This is a genomic window from Bradyrhizobium sp. USDA 4510 (genome assembly GCF_054059095.1).
In genome coordinates this window covers 864280-881443 of the sequence record NZ_JBSSBT010000001.1, presented here as the reverse complement: position 1 = coordinate 881443, position 17164 = coordinate 864280, and the positions used below count along the sequence as shown (strand labels likewise).

Sequence of the window (17164 nt, the reverse complement as noted above, 5' to 3'; positions counted from 1 at the left end):
GAGGGCTTCTCCAGTTGCTCAGCATGTCCTTGTCATCGTGCTGTCGCTTCCACCCCGCCGAAGTGAACAGCCGCATCGGTCAGATTTCGGCTGTCTATGCTGCCTTCGCCTTGAAACCGCGGGCTCGGCCTTCGGGTTGCTGACTTTTTCGAGGCCACAACGCGTTCTCTCTCGATACGGCCCGATGACTCGTGATCTCCCTTTCCGGAGACCTTGTCGATAGGCTTCAAAAATTCGGTTTCCCTCCTCTCTGCTATCCAAACTACAGGGCTCTGACTTTTACCCCGGTGGGATTGCCTCCCACTGGACACGCCAGCCTTTGCTGGACACACGGTTACGCCAATCGATCCCGGACAGCAGATAGCTCAACTGCGCCGGCGAGATCGTTACCGATTCACCGGCAACCGATGGCCAGATGAACTTTCCTCTCTCGAGTCTTTTCGTGAACAAGCAGGCTCCCTGGCCATCGTGCCAGATCACCTTCACAAGATCGCTGCGGCGACCGCGGAAGACGAACAGATGACCGCTGAGCGGGTCTTTGTGCAGCACCTCCTGCACTTGGAGTGCCAGCGACGGAAAGCCTCTGCGCATATCCGTGTAGCCCGTCGCGAGCCACACTCGCACATTCCCCGGTATCGCGATCATCGGCGTCCAAGCACATCGAGGACCCGCGCCAGCGCCTCCGGATCGACGTGCGCATCCACCCGGATGCACCGTCGGTTGCCGAGATCGATCTCTATCAATCCAGTACGCGCGGCTGCCACGGAGCGAACTCGGCCATCAACCGTAGGCAAAAGCCTCGGAGTCTCCTCAGCCGATGCCGCTACGGCGGCGATCTGCACCGGCGTAAAAGATGGTACAACTTGTTCCGATGTCCGTGCTTGTCGACGCCAGGTAAACACCAGGCTGGCCGCTACTCCGTTGCGACGCGCAACCTCAGTCACCTTCGCGCCCGGCGCCAACGTCTCCTCGACAATCCGTGCCTTGTCGTCCTGCGACCAGCGCCGCCGCCGCTCCAGCCCGCCCAAAACCTCGACCCGCATCGCCTGATGACCTTAAAGCTAGACTTAAGGTCTCACGCTTCGCGAATTACCACCCGTCACGCAAGACGGCCCCCGTCGGATGCGTACGCTTTACCTCGCGCGCTTGCATCTGGTTACGCAATTATGCAGTACCCTTGGGCCGGGCCTCGGCAAAACCAGAAAGCGGACCAGCTCTGCACGGCTCGGCTGCTTCTCCGTAAGCGGCAAGGAGACCCCGTCTGGCGGAGGGGGTGAACGATCGGCTATCGGCTGCTAAGTTTGTGAGCCGATGTGAGCTTCTATGTCTGCGCCTAGTTCTGGAACTAGAACCTTCCATATGATCGAAGCGGTCGCCGACCGTCTTGAGGGAGCGCCGCGGCAGCTTCGCCGACGCTGGTCGGACGAGTTTAAGGCCCAAGTCGTGATGGAGGCGCTGGAGCCTGGCGCGAGCGTCTCGGCGATCGCCCGCCGGATCGGCATTCACCCGTCGCAGCTGTTCGCCTGGCGCCGTGACGCTCGGGCCGAGCGGCGGCGTTATCGCTCACGGCACTCGAGTTGCGAGGGTGTGGTGGCGCCTGTGGCAGGCGCGGTGATCGAGATTGCCATTGGCGAGGTGATCGTGCGCGCCGGCGTGGACGTCGACGAGGCGCAGTTGCAGCGGGTGATCCGGGCGGTCCGTTCGGCATGATCCCCTCCGGCGTGAAGGTGTTCCTGGCGAGCCATCCAGTCGACTTCCGCAAGGGTATCGATGGCCTTGTTGCGCTGGTGCGCGATGCCGGCTCAGATCCGTTCGACGGTGCGCTTTATGTGTTCCGCGCCAAAAGAGCCGACCGAATAAAGATCGTATGGTGGGATGGCTCCGGCGTGTGCCTCTATTTAAAACGGCTTGAGAAGGCGAGGTTCTGCTGGCCGCGGATCGGGCATCATCGGGTGCAGCTGAATGCTGCGCAGTTGATGGCACTGGTGGATGGGATGGACTGGAAGCGGGTCCGGACCGCGGCGGTCAAGCCGCCGGAGATTGTTGGGTAAAAGCACTGCGGCGAAGTGAATCAGCGGCCTGAAAGGGCAAGAGAAACGGGGCAAAATGTGCTCTGGTCGGGTCAATGACGCCGCCCGATCTCAGCCTCCCGAATGACGTAGAGACGCTGAAAGCCATGGTGCTTGCCATGGCCGAGAAAGCGGCCCGCGCCGATGCTCTGGAGAGCGAAGTCGCCGATCTCAAGGCCCGCAACGCCGATGCCGATGCGCGCATCGAGCGGCTGACGCAAATCCTGAAGGCCTTCGACCGCGCCCGGTTCGGCCGACGATCGGAGAAGCTCGGCTCGGCGAACGGCGACGATGAACAGCAGGCCCTCGTCTTCGAGGAGATCGAGACCGGCATCGCCGCGATCAAGGCCCAGGTCAGCAAGGGCCGTGCGCAGGCGGATGGCAAGCGTGCACCGCGTCGGCGCAAGGGCTTTGCGCCCCATCTGGAACGGATCGAAACCGTCATTGAGCCGGAAGAGCTGGCTGAGCATGCCGGCAAGCAGAAGGTGCTGATCGGCGAGGACGTGTCGGAGCGCCTGGATGTGGTGCCGGCGAAGTTCCGGGTGATCGTCACGCGCCGTCCCAGGTATGCCTTCAAGAACGCGGACGGCGTCATCCAGGCGCCGGCCCCGGCCCATATCATTGAAGGAGGCATTCCGACGGAAGCGCTTCTGGCCCAGATAGCCGTCGCCAAATATGCCGATGGCCTGCCGCTCTACCGGCAGGAGGCTATCTACGCCCGCGATCATGTCGAGCTCGACCGCCAGCTGATGGCGCAATGGATGGGCAAGCTCGGCTTCGAGCTCGAGATCGTGGCCGACTACATCTTCAGCGAGGTCAAGAAGGCCGAACGGGTCTTTGCCGACGAAACCACCTTGCCGACGCTCGCTCCGGGCTCCGGATCGACAAAGACGGCCTACTTATGGGCCTATGCCCGGGATGACCGAACCTTTGGCCGCAGCGGTCCCCCGATGGTGGCTTATCGCTTCGAAGACAGCCGCTCCGGCGAATGCGCGGTCCGCCATCTCAATGGTTATCGCGGCATCCTGCAAGTGGATGGCTATGCCGCCTATAACAAGCTCGCGCGATCCGATCGCGGCAATGATGGCATCACATTGGCTGGCTGCTGGTCACACTGCAGACGCAAGTTCTACGAGCTGCATGTTGCAGGGAGCTCGGAAGTGGCAACGGCGACGGTCGAGCGGATGGCAAGGCTCTGGCAGGTCGAGAAGACCGTGCGCGGTCAAAGCCCCGACGCTCGCGTTGCCGCGCGCCAGCAAACCTCCGCGGCGATCGTCGCAGATCTCTTCGATCTCTGGCAGCAGACCTTGCGGCGGATCTCCGGCAAATCAAAACTGGCCGAGGCGATCCGCTATGCCGTCTCGCGCCGTGCCATCTTCGAACGCTTCCTGACCGATGGTCGCATCGAGCTCGACTCCAACGTCGTCGAACGCGCCATCAGGCCACTAACAATCACGAGAAAGAATAGCCTCTTCGCTGGCAGCGACGGCGGCGGACGAACCTGGGCGACCATCGCAACGCTGCTGCAGACGGCGAAAATGAACAACGTCGATCCGTTCGCCTGGCTCGCCTTAACACTTCAGCGTATCGCCAACGGCTGGCCGAGCAGCCAAATCGACGCGCTTATGCCATGGAACCACGCAGCCTGACGGCCTCAGCTTGCCGCTTACGCTTCTCCCGCCCGAACCGAGTCGTTCCGCTCGACCCCCGATGTTCTGGCATCGGAAATGGCCATAGAAGAATGGCAACGCGATGAGCGAATACAATAAGCCAGGCCTCGCCACCGCGAAACCTGCGAGGTGAAGTCGATGCGCTTGTGAGGAGGTCAAGGTTGGGGGATAAAGGGCGTCAGATCAGGCTTGCGAGCCGGGTCTGTCGGTCGTTCGATCCAAAGCTTCATTTGAGGTGGACGCTTTCCAGCGTGTAATTCGACGATATGTTCGTCCAGTTCCTTATCTGCTGTCGTGAGGCGATGGTTTAAGCGAAGGAAGTCCGTCCAGGTTGGCGTTCGGAATGTCTCCGTCCATTGGGAAGGCTCTTGAAGGTTACGCAGGAGGGTCCAGTGCCGAGCGCCGACGCGGCTCTGGACGCGACGGCGTTCGCGCATAAGGCTCAAGAAAGTCTCGACATTTATCTCCGCTATCAAATATTCAATCTTGACGACGATAGGACCGCTTCTCGGATTCAAATCGAGGGCGACGGCCGGCGCATCGAATTCCCCCAAAGGATCGAGATCTGATTCTCCACACTCGCGGACAGGCAACAGAAGCCCTGCCGCAGCCGCCAGCAACAGAGCTCCAGCGGATGCCTCCAGCGCCAAAGTCAGAGAATACTCCTGGGCCACTGCGCCCCAAATCCAACTGCCGGCTGCGATACCGCCGTACGTTAAAGCAAGATTAATTGAGAGGGTGCGACCTACGATCCACCGGGGGCTCGCCATTTGCACACTCACGCTGAGCCCTGACCAGGCGATAACCCATCCCGCGCCGCCCAGGGCGAGTGCGGTTGCCGCTACTACTAGCGCCGAGGTCAGAGCCAGAGATATGGAGCACGCCGCGCAGGCGACGCATGCGAGAATTATCAGGTGTTCTTGAGACAGGAGTTCTCTGAAGAGCCTGTTAGAGACCCCGGCCAAAAAGGCGCCGGCCCCGAAACCAGCCATCAGAATGCCATATGCGGTCGGGCCTCGCGTCAACTGATCGCGAACAACCAGGGGGAGCAGCGCAAGTATGGAGCTGCTTCCTAGACCAAAGAGAGTTCCCCGCACGATCGCTGCCTTGATTTCGAAAGACATCGCGGTGAAGCGCACCCCGTCATAGATCGCGGTGGTCATCGGCTCGCGAGGGAGAGGTGAACAGCGAACCTTCCACTTGCACCGCCATATGGCGCCGAGCGGTGCTAGATAGCTCAGCGTGTTCAGGGTAAGAGCAGCCAGAGGTCCAAACGAAGCCACAATGACGCCACCGAGCGCCGGACCCACGCTCCGGACAGTGTTCCATCCGACAGAGGAAAGCGTGACGGCAGCTGCGAGGTCACGTCTTTCTACAATATCGCCGACTGACGCCTGCCAGGCGGGACCGTTGAAAGCGGCGCCGCACCCGATCAAAAAGCTGAAGCCGAGGATGATCCACGGATCGGCAAAGCCCCGCGCTACAAGGGCGGTCAACATCGCAGAGGCTGCCGCCATTAGGCACTGAGTGGCGAGCATGACTCTACGACGGTTGAAATTGTCGGCGATGGCCCCGGCGAAGATCGACAAAATGAATACCGGCAGCGTTGATGAAGCCTGAACCAGCGCAACCATCAGATCCGAAGTCGAGCTCGTAGCCATCAGCCAGCCAATGGCAACAGTCTGCATCAGCGCGCCGACACTCGAAACGAGCCTGGCAAGCCAAATCAAACGAAAGGTGAGGTTCCTAAGTGGCCCAAACGTAGTAGGCGGATTTGTGCCCGCATGTGCGCGCGTCACCCTGTTCATTTTCCCCGAGCCTTCAATTCCGTCTATCGTGTTGGCCTGCGGCTCGCCACAGAACCTATCTTCCTTGTTACTCATTCTAAGCCGCCCCGCATCCTGCCCCGGAAGCTGTCTAGCTCCTGCCTTGATCGAGAGCTCGGCTTTGATAGCAGTTCGGCAGATTATCAGCGCCTGCATCAAAGGCTCCGATTTCGTTCGCGCCGCGCATTACGTCAGCGGCCCTAATCAAAACGATTTCGGTCAGCTTCCAGCCAGTCCGTCCTGTGCTTGATCCTCGGGATCTCTTCGTCCGCAAGCGCTGCACGTTTGCAACTGGTAAGAGATGGATCCGTGGCAGGGCGACCTGCAGAGCCCGGCCGGTGCGGGGACCAAGATGTCTTTCACTTTCGGGGCGGCCGATTAACTTTGAAGCGATATAGGTTACCCACGGCGTTAATCGACTGAGCGCTTAGACGAGTTAGCGAGAGTGAGTGTAATTGTGGGCCCATCTCGCCGAGCACAGCGTTCAGTTGCTCGAAGTTGCGCGGAATGATGCCCAGAAGATCAAGACACCCTTCTCAAAGTTAAATTCTCGTTGCGCCGCTGAAAGCACCTGCGAAGGGACAGCGCACCTTCTTCCATAAACGGCCTCCTCCCAGCTTTTCTCGCTCTTCGTCGTTTCCCGTTGGTAAACGTTAGAACTAATCCAACGCCTATAGACCACAAAAATCGGCCGCAGATCGCAAAAATTCTGCAAAATCAGCGCAATCTCAGGTCTATTCATACCAGACGTTACCTAATGCCGGCCGTTAGTCCGAAGAGTAGAGACAGAAGAGTTGTAGAAGTCGGCTGCTTGCTTATAGCCGCACCTCCTATGTTCATTGTTACCGCAATGGCGTCTTCCGCCGTAGCTTTGCTAATTGTCAGCGATAGATCCCTATTACCTTCTATAGTGAATTTATTCGTGCCGCGGCTTTTCACGGATTCGTCTTCTGCATTATGGGCCTCGCTGGGATGGCGGTCGAGGAATGAGATCGACGATGGCGTGGCGTACGGCCGGCACCGAGCCATCGGCATAGCGCAACGCGGCCACATCCCGTGGCGAATTGCAGCACCAGCTCCCGCCGCTTCCACCGCCCCATCGGGCAAATCCACCAGCCGGCGCGAAGCCAAGACTGGATAAAAGTTCGGGCAAGATCAGAATATACGAGACGACTTCCTTGGTGAACAGTGAGCGTGCTACCTAGTCGCACTTCTTGCAGTTACGCCAACGACACAGATAGAGCGACGCAAGTGGGTTTGAAATACATTTGATGTCACAGTCACCTGAACCATGGGGCCCGTTTCAATCTTCATCCCGTCCAGCGTACCAGCCACCCGATGCGATTTGAGGACGTGAGCTGAAAAACAGCCTCATCTACAAGAGAGAAGTCGCGTTTTCAGCCTAGCGGGTCGCCTTCAGGGAATGAATTGGGCAACCTAGCTTACTCGACCAGATCTTAGATGTCGACGAGCACGCGCACATTCGTGAGCCGCGGCACGGACGACCCTCCCGCGTCTCTTATATCGGGGCCGCGGTGTATCGATCCGGATGTCCATGTCGGGGTGCGCGCCAGAACTCGTCCAGCCGCGGGATCAGCCACATGGACGCGACCATATTCGGGGCGGCGAGCGACACCACGCGGCGGCCGACACTCTGGCGAATCTGCCGCACCATCGTAGTCGATGCGCGGCAGTGCGCCAGCGCAGGGTCGATTACGTGAGGACCATTTCCTGGGCGGCAGCGCTGAAGTTGAGGTGCCGCGCCACGGCCTCGAAGACCCGGAGTTAGCGCGGAGATTGGCCGCTTGCACAGATAGGTTCGTGAGTGCTGCATCGCCATCATTGGCCGTGGGGGGAGCCCGCAGCATTTATGCGGATCATGAATTAAAAGACAAGCGGGATTTCATTGGACAGGCAATCCGTCCGTGACGGAAATTCGCGGGTGCATAAAAACTCAAGGGGATGATGCTCAGTGGGAAGATCGAGAAGATCATCTACGCGCAACTCGACCGACGTGAAGACCCTTCGAGCCCTTTGGGACATCTGCAGACAAAACGATGTCAAAGCAGGGATCCTACTGGACATGACCGCCGCGCTGCAACAGCTTAGGGTGCAGACGATATGCAACCAGCCGGACGCGATTTATGGGGTCAATTTCATTGACATCGCGGGCCGCCGGGATTGCGGTAAAGGAAATGACATTACTTGTTTTCGAAACGATTAGATCAATGTGATGGTTCATCGTACTTGCGCAAACAAAATCCAGTTCTAGCAGGCCGTTGAAGAACTCAGCCGCGTTCGCAAACGAAGGCTGAATCGTCGCCATTGTGGATGTAGAAGTGGCCAACGAGCCTGCCCGCAGTGCCGATCATGGCCCATCCGCGACCACAGGACGGATCATTCTCGTCGTGCCCCTCCCATGAGAACTCGGCGCAGGCCGATCCGTCGCGGGTGCCGTAGCGAGCATCCAGGAAGCCCTTGAGAGCCCCAAACGCTATTTCGCCATCGGACTTGCCACGGAAGGTGAGATGCGCCTCTCCGACAAGATCGAGGAAGTCGCTGTCCCAGTTGTCCATTTCGACGATGCGCCAGCGGCCGGCAAAGGCCTTGGCAAAGCCGGGCACCTTGGCCATCAACCGGTCTCCGCGATCAGCTTGGGCAGCCGCACCAGATTGTAGGCGGCCGCAGCGAAGGTAAAGGCCCATCCGACCCGATCACGGCCACGGAATCTGGTCTTCTCTTGCCCGGCGACCGTCTTGATCCAGCCGAATGCCTCCTCAATCCGCTTGCGGATGCGCTGGCTGACAGCATAACCGCCGTGCCGGTCGTACGCCCGTCGATCGCAGAGCTACGGCCGCCGGTGTTCTGCGCAACATGCGGCGTCACGTTCATCGAGCGCAGCTCGTTGACGAAGTCTTCTGCATCGTAGGCTTTGTCGGCACCAAGCGTGATCGCTGTCGGTCGATCGGCACGAGGCTCGATCATGTGCAGCGCGGCCACCCGTTCGGCATGCCCACCGGCCTGCGTCAGGCAGGCGTCGACCAGCAAGCCGTGGCGGTTCTCCATCAGCCCGTGCCCGATGAAGCACAGCTTCGTCTCCTTGCCTTTCCCCTTGCGGTAGAGCCTGGCCTCCGGATCGGTGGTCGAAGCATGGGTGTCGTTGGAGCGCTTCTGGCCATGGAAGTTCGCTTCAGCATTGCGCCCGCCGCCTTGGGCCGGCGGCTCGCCGGAGCTATCCTTCGGTTTGACGCTCTTCATCGAGGCCCAGGCCTCGATCAGCGTGCCGTCGACCGAGAAGTGATCGCTCGACAGAAGCTTCTTCACCCTGGGCTGCGCCAGCACCGCCGCCAGGAACTTCGCCGCGATGTCGCCTTCCAGCAGCCGGTCGCGGTTCTTCGAGAATACCGAATGGTCCCAGGCTGCATCGTCGACTCCGATTCCGACGAACCAGCGGAACAGCAAATCATATTCCAACCGCTCCATCAGAAGTCGCTCCGAGCGGATCGAATAAAACGCCTGCAACAGCATCGCCCGCAGCAGCTTCTCCGGCGGGATCGACGGCCGTCCAATCGGCGAATAAAGGGCGGCGAACTCGTGCTCCAGCGCCGCCAGCGCCTCGTTCACGATCGTCCGGATCCCTCGCAGCGGATGATCACGCCGCACCCTTGCTTCCAGGTCGACGTAGCTGAACAGCTCGCCCGTTCGATTGTCGCCGCCGCGCACGCACCATCTCCGAATCTCGTCGGAGCCAATGAATCATGATCCTCGGTCGGCGGCGACCGCCTTTTTTCAACAGCCTGCTAGTCTTACTGCGTCACAAACGATGATCTGTGTAGTGGTCGAACTTGATCGCACAACAAGGACATCTCGACAGCATTCGGACGAGCCCATGTTCGAGCCGCCGTCGCATCGTCGCGATCGAATTTGGAATGTGACGTTGGGTCCGCAGTGGCAGATCCGCGGGGTCTGTAATCTGCGGGAACGCGATCGAGCGGGATCGGCCGGGCGCGCCGAGCGCCTGAGGGGGGAATCGTCTCCCGCTCGGAGATCAGGAATCCGTAGGCCGCAATGCACATCGTTGCGTGATGATGAAAGCCGCGCCAGCCGCGTCCCTCGAAGTGGCCGAGCCCGACCTCCTGCTTGAGGTCCTGATAGTCGCGTTCGATGCGCCAGCGCATTTTAGCCGTCTCAACGAGCGTCCGGAATGCCACATCTTCCGGCAATGTCGAGAGCCAGTATTTGGTAGGCTGGTCCTCGCCTTTCGGCCATTCGATCAGCAACCATTCCTGCGCTCGCCGGGTGGTTTGCCAATAATCACGATGCGCGGCACGAACCCGCACGCGGGCAAAGCGCGAGGTCAGCTTTTCGTTCGTTCCTTGCCGCCACGTGATGGTGCGCCAAGCTTTGGCCGGCAGGCCGATCGCGAGCGCCTTGACGGCGGCTGGCTGATGCTGACGGTTGCGGCGCATCAGTTTCGGTGGACGGCCGCGGCCCGACCATGGCTTCGGCGGCAAGGGATCGGTGCCGGGAGCCCATACCGTCGTGCTCGACAGAAGACCCGCCACATAGGTCAATCCCAGCGCCGTGATCTCGGTGCGCAGGTCGCTGTTGTTGCCATAGCCAGCGTCCATCAGCACGACACCGCGCGGAAGGCCGCTCGCACAGGCCCGCCGCAACTGCTCCAGCGCGATCTCCGGCTTGGTCTGGAAGCCGACTTCGGCAGGAATGCCCACCTTGCGCCGCCGATCGCGGTCCTCAGTCCATTCCTTCGGAAGATAAAGGCGGTAAGCGACAGGCAGGCTGGCGTGGTGGTTGGCAATCGACAGCGACACCGCCACCTGGCAATTATCCTGCTTGCCGAGCTGCCCGCAATATTGCCGTGCAACTCCAACCGAATGTCGCCCCTGCTTGGGAAATCCGGTGTCATCGATGATCCAGGCTTCGATGGGGCCCTGGCGTTCAATCGCCGGCAGGACCATCTCGCGTACCTTGCCCAGCACCTTCTCATCCGACCAGGCGCCGCTGCCGACGAAATGCAGCAGCGATTGATGCTGGGCCGCCGTCCGCTCCGGAGCCGTCACCGCCGCCATCGGCTCCACGCTCTTGCGACCGCCACAGGCCATCAGGCCGACGCAATAGTCGCGCAGCGGCGCCTTCCGATCAGCATGACCGATGACACTGGCAAGCCCTTCCAAATACGCCTCAAATCGCTTCTCGCTCGTCTTCGTGCCACGCCCGCTCATGTCGGCCTCATTGGCTAATGGTCCATGCTGCAACCATCATTGATTCTGGCCGGCGGTTTTGTGACTCAGTCAGACTAGAGGAGGCATCAACCCGATGGATGATCAAGCTAGTACTACCGGCATGACGCTCGAAGAGCGTGTTCAGCGGATCGAGGATGACAAAGCGATACGCGAGCTGCTTGCGCGCTATGGCTTTAACATCGACGTCGGCCGCATCGAGGCGTTTGTCGATCTTTTCACCAAGGACGGCGTGCTCAACAAAAGTTACCCAGCCGATGACTTCAGGCCCGAGTCGGTCGTGCGCTGCGAAGGGCGTGACGCACTGCGCGCGTCGATGCGCGAATGGAAGGCCCTAGAGCAAGTCGATGGCCCCGCCCTCCACTTCATGGGCAACAACCTGCGTACCCAAATCGATGGCGACAACGCGATCGCGGAGGGCTATAATTTCACTGTGAGCCGGCGAGGCGCGGAAATGGTCATCGACTATGTTGCCATTAACCGCTGGACGCTGCGCAGGACAGATGGCCAGTGGCGCATTGTGGAATGCATCCGCAAGCGACCCAACACTGAGGGTTATTTGACGCTCTGGCAGAGGACTCGGACTCCGCAAACTGGATTAAAATGCCTAGGTTGGACAACAAGCTCGCCAGCCAGACGCGCCGGAAGGTGACATGGCGCAAGGGAGCGGTGATGCCGTCAGCGGTCAAGATCTGGGAATTGAGCGGATCAGTCATATCGGCCCCCGGCTTCGCCTGAGTTGCTTCTCGACAAGATGCCCTGAGACCGAGATAATCGACGGTCGTCATCTTTGCGCGCTCGAAGTCGTCGCTCGATCTGAAACGACGGAGCATCGATGTGGGCGTCTTGTTGAGTGTGTCGATATCACAGCACCACTTGCTCGCTTGGAGCGCAACGATGTCCCAGAAGCAACCAGGAGCTGCTGCCTTGCCGTTTCCAATTAGTCTAGTCCGCGCGAGGTAGCTGCGCGCCAACGCGGACTTTATCTAGCCTAAGTCGCACGCAGGCGGGCGTCCACATGCGCGATGCTCAACGGCGAAATCGGTACATGGTCCTGCTTATTTTGCAGAATTTGTGCACTCGGCGCCGATTTCCGCGGTCTTTAGGCAGCGATGCGGCCTCATATTTTCGCTTGGGAACGCAAAGAGCAGGCCAAAAACAAAGAGCGGGCCAAGGCAGGGACGGGTGTGAAGTCGTGGCTACTTGGGATTTTAACGTCGGCAACTTCGATTTGATGCTGCACATAACGATGCAGGATTCGTCGATGGTCACTGCCTCCGTGGGTGGCGCAAGCTTGGCTGGCGTGCCTGGCGGATCGCAATATCCAAAGCCCGTCCGTCGCTCTCGCGCGGCTCGTCGAGACGAGTCCGTCGCATGTCAGGTTGGGCCTGACGAAGCCGGCGCTATCGATATTCCGCCAGGGTATCGGCTACGTCTTGGCCATGATCGCCGCCTTCCTTGTATTCGCAGCTTCCGTTCATTCGAGACGTTTAACGTCGCGCTTGATTGTTGCGATGGCAACCTTCACTAGCCGGCTCGTAAACTGGCGATGACCGCTTAGGGGGCGTCGTTCCGGCGCGACCGAGGTGTGAACCCGGAGCCATGAGCATTTCTTTCGAGTGGGCCTCCAATCTCTTCGCGCGGTAGCCCCGCAGGGGCATCATAAGGGACAAGAGTATGTCAATCGTACTGGGCGAAAGGTCTGCGATGAGCGAGCGCGACGACATCATGGAGGACATCTCTCGATTCGAGCACGTTCGACGAAAGCATGTGGGGCGCTACATCAGCGCTGCTATGGTTCTCGCGTTCGCCGCATGGGTCATCATGGCGTTCGCCCAGGGGCAGATCGAATGGCCGATCGTTGGACGTTACCTCACGGCGAGTGTCATCGTTGGCGGCCTCGTTAATACGGTGCTGATGACGGTGTTGGCCATGCTGCTCGGCATCGTCATTGGCGTAGCAGTTGCGATTATGCGGCTTTCGGCCAATCCGGTGGTCAATTCGGTGGCGGCGGGCTACGTCTGGTTCTTTCGCGGAACGCCTCTCCTGCTGCAATTGTTGCTTTGGTACAACCTTGCGCTGATCTTTCCACACCTCGGTATTTCCGGGGTCTTCGAGGTGCGCACCGTCGACGTGATAACGCCGTTCTTTGCCGCACTGCTCGGATTGGGCATCAATCAGGGGGCCTACACGTCGGAGGTGGTGCGCGCCGGCTTGTTGTCGGTCGACCAGGGACAATACGAAGCAGCAAAGGCGATCGGCATGCCTCGTCTGCTGGCACTGCGCCGAATCATCTTGCCTCAGGCCATGCGCGTGATCCTCCCGCCGATTGGCAACGAGACTATCGGCATGGTTAAGGGGACGTCGCTCGCGAGCGTGATCCAATATTCAGAAATGTTGCACAGTGCCGAAAACATCTACTTCGCGAACAACCGCGTCATTGAACTGCTGATCGTTGCGGCATTTTGGTACCTGATCGTGGTCACGGTGCTCTCCGTTCTGCAAGCGCGAATCGAGCAGCATTTCGCCCGCGGCGCGGGGCGTCCAGTAAAGGCACGCTAAGCGAGGAACAGTCATGAATCCGATCGTTAAGGCCGTCGGTGTGCGCAAGTCCTACGGTACATTCCAGGCGCTCAAGGGCATCGATCTCGAGATCAATCGCGGCGAAGTGTTGTGCGTGATTGGACCGTCCGGATCGGGCAAGAGCACGTTTTTGCGCTGCATCAACCAGCTGGACGCTATTAGCGACGGTGCGTTGTGGATAAACGACGAGCTGGTCGGCTACCGTCGCATTGGGCACAAGCTGTACGAACTCTCTGAACGCGAGATCGCGCGACAGCGGCTGGCGACAGGTATGGTGTTTCAGCGCTTCAACCTGTTTCCGCACAAGACGGCACTTGAAAACGTTACTGAAGGGCCCATCCATGTGCTTAAGCAAGAACGTAAGCGAGCCGAGGCCGCAGCCCGTGAATTGCTCGCGCGCGTCGGTATGACTGACAAGTGCAACGCATACCCGATCGAGCTGTCGGGTGGTCAGCAGCAACGTGTGGCGATCGCCCGTGCACTGGCGATGAAGCCATTGCTGATGTTGTTTGACGAGCCCACCTCTGCGCTGGATCCGGAACTGGTCGGCGAGGTTCTCGCCGTCATGCGCGATCTCGCACGAAGTGGAATGACCATGGTCGTCGTGACGCACGAACTCGGCTTCGCGCGCGAAGTGGCGAGCCGGGTGCTGTTCATGGACGAAGGACAGGTCATTGAATCCGGATCTCCGGCACAAGTGCTCGGCAGCCCAACGCAGTCCCGCACCCGAAACTTCATTTCGGCCGTGCTGAGTTGACGACGTACGAGAGGAGACTCTGATATGTTTTCGAAAGTTGGATTTCGTATTGTGATGAGAGCACTCGCATCGCGCTAAGTCTTGCCGCAGCGGACGCCAACGCCCAAGGCAAGAAAAGTGTCATCAATGCTGCAATAACCACCTATTATGTGCCGTTCGGGTACAAGGATCCTTCCAATAAGCTGATAGGATTTAGCGTCGACCTCTTTGAAGCGGTTGCTGCAAAGATGGGTGCGAAGGTTAACTGACCCTTCGGTGTTCTTCACGTTGAAGACAGATGCCTCAAGCTTTCCCAATATGGAGTCACTTTGCGGCAAGCGTGTTGCGGCTTCGCGAACCACAGCTTGGCCCCGTATGATAGCGGCTTGGAGCGACGAGCGCTGCGTCAAAGTAGGTAAGCCTGCCATCAACTTTGTGGGCACCGAAAGCACGCCCTACACCCGGCTCGCTCTCAACCAGGGACGAGTGGACGCGGCAGTGCAAGGAGGACCCACGCTGGCGTATCAAAACGGGATCGAAGGTGACATTTACATGGTTATCGGAACTATGTCCGCAAGCACTGTGCCCGTTGATCACCAGGCGATCGCTTTCGCCAAAGACGACCAAGAGTTCGGCCAGTCCCTCAAGGAAGCGGTGGCATCACTGATGGCCGATGGGACCTACCAGAAGGTGATCAAGAAGTGGAACCTCCCCGAAGATGTGGCTACCCCACGCCCATTGCTCAACGGTCAGCCTTGAACGCACGTGCGAGTTGCCGACCTACTTTATCGGATCGAACGCGGTGCGAGCAATGACACATAGCGGTGGCAAGCAGCTTGATCGAGATAGATCAAGGCACGGGGCGTGCGCCGCCTCATTGCCCGCAGTGCGACAAGCGAAACCAACAACGACCGGCGCTTCATGCATGCGGTGTCGTGTCCACGTGCTATGAAAGCGCGCAACGCATGCGAGTCGTTGACGCCGCAATGTGGCGCACCTTAACTCGTGCGTTGGCCGAGCTGATGTCGACCAGTTTGCAAGATTGCACCGCTCGTGCTGCGATTTACGCACTCTTGGTCGGCGTGCCATTCTATAATTTCTACTCCATCGACTTGTCGAACCACGGCGCAAAATGCCGGGACGTAGACTCGCGAAGCCGCTTGAAGTGATTTGAGACCTACTCCTGAAAGTCGATCCCGAGGAGCCTACCCTCATCGCTGCCACAGCTGGTGCACACAGATTTCAGATCATCTCGATCATCCTTTCTGTGTGCTTCTGCAGCACACTGTCGTCAGACGGATCGAGCAATCTGTCGCGTCGATCGGCACCGCTCGCAACGAGCGCTGATGAGCCCGCAACTGGAATAGGATCCATGGGCCTGCCTCATTAACGCTGCAAACTCGATTGACCTTCCTAAAATACGCACAACACAATTCGAAAGTAGGTTTAAATCGTAGCGCCGAAGTGAATGACCGCTATAATCTGCTTCGCGGCCAATTCATCCGACCAACTCGCTCAAATTCTGCGAAAATGCATCCTTCGGTGCGGAGATTCGGCTTCGACGCCCAGCCGACTTCATAAAATCGTGTGGAGAGTTCGTTATAAGTAGCATGGACTAGCGATGGCGGCGAGAACTTACATCGGCACCACCTTCTTCCGTCGAGATTCCACATACTGAACCGCTCCGAGAGTGACTTCGCTTGAACGCAAATCAAACGTGGATGCTAGACGCAAAGCATGGCGGAAGGTCTGCAAGGGACCTCGGACTGGATCTCACTCAAACGCGCGGTGCCATATGGCTGCACGTTCTCGGGATTGTAGGAGCCGATGCTATCAAGGTAAAAGCCGCCCGCGGCGGCATGACGCGCCAATCAAGGTTGACCGAGGACAACAGGCCAACTAGGTGGGCGCCGATGCTTTCGCGAACCATGCGGAAAATTGGCGCGCTTCGGATTTCAGGAAGACCCGGGCCTTTGGCAAAAGGAGCTATAAACATGAGAACACAGATGTTCGGCGCCATTCGCGTCGATATGATCCCCGAGTTCGATTTCGTCTGGGCGCCAGACCGTCTGTTGGCGGGCGCCACACGTGAGGGCGTCGCCGAACATGAACATTGGCTGGGGCCTCTTCACGTGGAGGCGGGAACTCGAAACCTGAAAATGAGCATGCATGCGTATCTAATACGCACGCGACATCACACGATCCTGTTCGATACATGCTGCGGCAACGACAAGGATCGCTTGTATGAACCCGCATGGCATCGTTTGCAGACGCCCTTCCTCGATCGCCTCGCGCACAAAGGCGTGCTTCCGGAGCAGGTCGACTTTGTCTTGTGCTCGCATCTCCACGCAGACCACGTCGGCTGGAACACGCGGCTGCTTAATGGCGAGTGGGTCCCTACCTTCCCAAATGCTAGGTACCTGATCAGCAAGGGCGAATTCGAATGGTGGCGCGACGCGATCGAGACGGGGAGTGTTAATCCGTCACGGAAGCTGGCTTTCACCGACAGCGTCTTGCCCGTTGTGGATCGCGGTTTGGCTACGTTCGTGGAAGATGACTATGCCTTCGAGAAGGAAATGCCAGATGAAGTGCGCTATATGCCGCTCCACGGCCACACAAAGCACCACTGCGGCCTCTATCTTCGCTCGCACTCGCAGGATGCAATTTTCAGCGGCGATGCCATGCACCACCCCATCCAGCTCGCACGTCCGGATTGGGTTCACGCCGACGACGCTGTGGTCGCGACCCAGGTGATACGGGATCTGATTGCTCGCTGCATCGACACTCCCACGAAGCTGCTGACGGCGCATTTCGCCGCCCCGACGGCCGGATGTGTCGTGAGCGGTCCGGGCCACGCTCGTTTTCGCTTTGACGAGGACTGAAATGGGGGACAGCGTGGAACATCTCAACGCATCTGTCTCCGCGGTCTGGTGAGCGGTTAACATCCCAGCCGACATTGAAAGCCTCCGACCGACACCAGCATGCGTTGTCGCAACGTATTTTTGCGACAATCGGGGAA

At 59.2% G+C, this 17164-nt stretch carries 14 protein-coding genes and 1 pseudogene; 9 read left to right on the top strand and 6 right to left on the bottom strand.

Annotated features, from left to right (window positions below):
• Positions 1 to 279: 279 nt before the first annotated feature.
• Complete coding sequence (tnpB, locus tag ACVMDN_RS04025; protein WP_456835604.1) at positions 280 to 618, bottom strand: IS66 family insertion sequence element accessory protein TnpB; 339 nt, start codon at positions 616 to 618, stop codon at positions 280 to 282.
• Positions 619 to 641: 23 nt separating this feature from the next.
• Complete coding sequence (gene tnpA, locus ACVMDN_RS04020) at positions 642 to 1043, bottom strand: IS66-like element accessory protein TnpA (protein ID WP_456835605.1); 402 nt, start codon at positions 1041 to 1043, stop codon at positions 642 to 644.
• Between the two features lie 316 nt (positions 1044 to 1359).
• Between tnpA and ACVMDN_RS04015 the strand changes: the two genes are divergently transcribed.
• The 3 genes from ACVMDN_RS04015 (at position 1360) to tnpC (ending at position 3718) form a co-directional block, all read left to right on the top strand.
• Complete coding sequence (locus tag ACVMDN_RS04015; protein WP_253606702.1) at positions 1360 to 1710, top strand: transposase; 351 nt, start codon at positions 1360 to 1362, stop codon at positions 1708 to 1710.
• Complete coding sequence (gene tnpB / locus ACVMDN_RS04010; protein WP_027583889.1) at positions 1707 to 2051, top strand: IS66 family insertion sequence element accessory protein TnpB; 345 nt, start codon at positions 1707 to 1709, stop codon at positions 2049 to 2051. The genes ACVMDN_RS04015 and tnpB (ACVMDN_RS04010) overlap by 4 nt, the downstream gene beginning before the upstream one ends.
• A 74-nt stretch (positions 2052 to 2125) precedes the next feature.
• Positions 2126 to 3718, top strand: coding sequence for an IS66 family transposase (gene tnpC / locus ACVMDN_RS04005; protein WP_456835606.1), 1593 nt, complete (start codon positions 2126 to 2128; stop codon positions 3716 to 3718).
• 176 nt (positions 3719 to 3894) lie between these two features.
• On the opposite strand, the gene ACVMDN_RS04000 is transcribed toward tnpC, so the two are convergent.
• The 4 genes and pseudogenes from ACVMDN_RS04000 to ACVMDN_RS03985 all read right to left on the bottom strand — a co-directional run bounded on the left by ACVMDN_RS04000 (position 3895) and on the right by ACVMDN_RS03985 (position 10808).
• Entirely contained in the window at positions 3895 to 5547 is a 1653-nt protein-coding gene (locus tag ACVMDN_RS04000) for an MFS transporter (RefSeq protein WP_456835902.1), read from the bottom strand.
• A gap of 2306 nt (positions 5548 to 7853) precedes the next feature.
• Complete coding sequence (locus ACVMDN_RS03995) at positions 7854 to 8198, bottom strand: hypothetical protein (RefSeq protein WP_057019377.1); 345 nt, start codon at positions 8196 to 8198, stop codon at positions 7854 to 7856.
• Positions 8198 to 9288, bottom strand: a pseudogene (locus tag ACVMDN_RS03990) (IS5 family transposase). The gene ACVMDN_RS03995 and the pseudogene ACVMDN_RS03990 overlap by 1 nt, the downstream one beginning before the upstream one ends.
• 83 nt (positions 9289 to 9371) lie before the next feature.
• Entirely contained in the window at positions 9372 to 10808 is a 1437-nt protein-coding gene (locus ACVMDN_RS03985; protein WP_456835506.1) for an IS701 family transposase, read from the bottom strand.
• A gap of 94 nt (positions 10809 to 10902) precedes the next feature.
• Between ACVMDN_RS03985 and ACVMDN_RS03980 the strand changes: the two genes are divergently transcribed.
• From ACVMDN_RS03980 to ACVMDN_RS03955, 6 genes are all read left to right on the top strand, one after another.
• Positions 10903 to 11478, top strand: a complete 576-nt coding sequence (locus tag ACVMDN_RS03980) for a nuclear transport factor 2 family protein (protein WP_456843606.1) — start codon at positions 10903 to 10905, stop codon at positions 11476 to 11478.
• Positions 11479 to 12554: 1076 nt separating this feature from the next.
• Positions 12555 to 13388 (top strand): amino acid ABC transporter permease, encoded by an 834-nt coding sequence (locus ACVMDN_RS03975; RefSeq protein WP_456835904.1) that lies wholly within the window; start codon positions 12555 to 12557, stop codon positions 13386 to 13388.
• Positions 13389 to 13401: 13 nt separating this feature from the next.
• The gene (locus ACVMDN_RS03970; protein WP_456835607.1) at positions 13402 to 14166 is read left to right on the top strand and encodes an amino acid ABC transporter ATP-binding protein; all 765 of its coding nucleotides are present in this window, start codon (positions 13402 to 13404) and stop codon (positions 14164 to 14166) included.
• A gap of 149 nt (positions 14167 to 14315) precedes the next feature.
• The gene (locus tag ACVMDN_RS03965; RefSeq protein WP_456835608.1) at positions 14316 to 14414 is read left to right on the top strand and encodes a transporter substrate-binding domain-containing protein; all 99 of its coding nucleotides are present in this window, start codon (positions 14316 to 14318) and stop codon (positions 14412 to 14414) included.
• Positions 14415 to 14421: 7 nt separating this feature from the next.
• Positions 14422 to 14904 (top strand): hypothetical protein, encoded by a 483-nt coding sequence (locus ACVMDN_RS03960; RefSeq protein ID WP_456835609.1) that lies wholly within the window; start codon positions 14422 to 14424, stop codon positions 14902 to 14904.
• Positions 14905 to 16139: 1235 nt separating this feature from the next.
• Complete coding sequence (locus ACVMDN_RS03955) at positions 16140 to 17027, top strand: MBL fold metallo-hydrolase (protein WP_456835610.1); 888 nt, start codon at positions 16140 to 16142, stop codon at positions 17025 to 17027.
• Positions 17028 to 17164 lie beyond the last annotated feature (137 nt).

Coding starts and splice junctions, on each gene's coding strand:
- ACVMDN_RS03985 (WP_456835506.1), bottom strand. CDS start 10,808: ATGAGCGGGCGTGGCACGAAGACGAGCGAGAAGCGATTTGAGGCGTAT.
- tnpB (WP_027583889.1), top strand. CDS start 1,707: ATGATCCCCTCCGGCGTGAAGGTGTTCCTGGCGAGCCATCCAGTCGAC.
- ACVMDN_RS03995 (WP_057019377.1), bottom strand. CDS start 8,198: ATGGCCAAGGTGCCCGGCTTTGCCAAGGCCTTTGCCGGCCGCTGGCGC.
- ACVMDN_RS03955 (WP_456835610.1), top strand. CDS start 16,140: ATGAGAACACAGATGTTCGGCGCCATTCGCGTCGATATGATCCCCGAG.
- ACVMDN_RS04015 (WP_253606702.1), top strand. CDS start 1,360: ATGATCGAAGCGGTCGCCGACCGTCTTGAGGGAGCGCCGCGGCAGCTT.
- ACVMDN_RS03970 (WP_456835607.1), top strand. CDS start 13,402: ATGAATCCGATCGTTAAGGCCGTCGGTGTGCGCAAGTCCTACGGTACA.
- ACVMDN_RS04000 (WP_456835902.1), bottom strand. CDS start 5,547: ATGAACAGGGTGACGCGCGCACATGCGGGCACAAATCCGCCTACTACG.
- tnpC (WP_456835606.1), top strand. CDS start 2,126: ATGACGCCGCCCGATCTCAGCCTCCCGAATGACGTAGAGACGCTGAAA.
- tnpA (WP_456835605.1), bottom strand. CDS start 1,043: ATGCGGGTCGAGGTTTTGGGCGGGCTGGAGCGGCGGCGGCGCTGGTCG.
- ACVMDN_RS03975 (WP_456835904.1), top strand. CDS start 12,555: ATGGAGGACATCTCTCGATTCGAGCACGTTCGACGAAAGCATGTGGGG.
- ACVMDN_RS03980 (WP_456843606.1), top strand. CDS start 10,903: ATGGATGATCAAGCTAGTACTACCGGCATGACGCTCGAAGAGCGTGTT.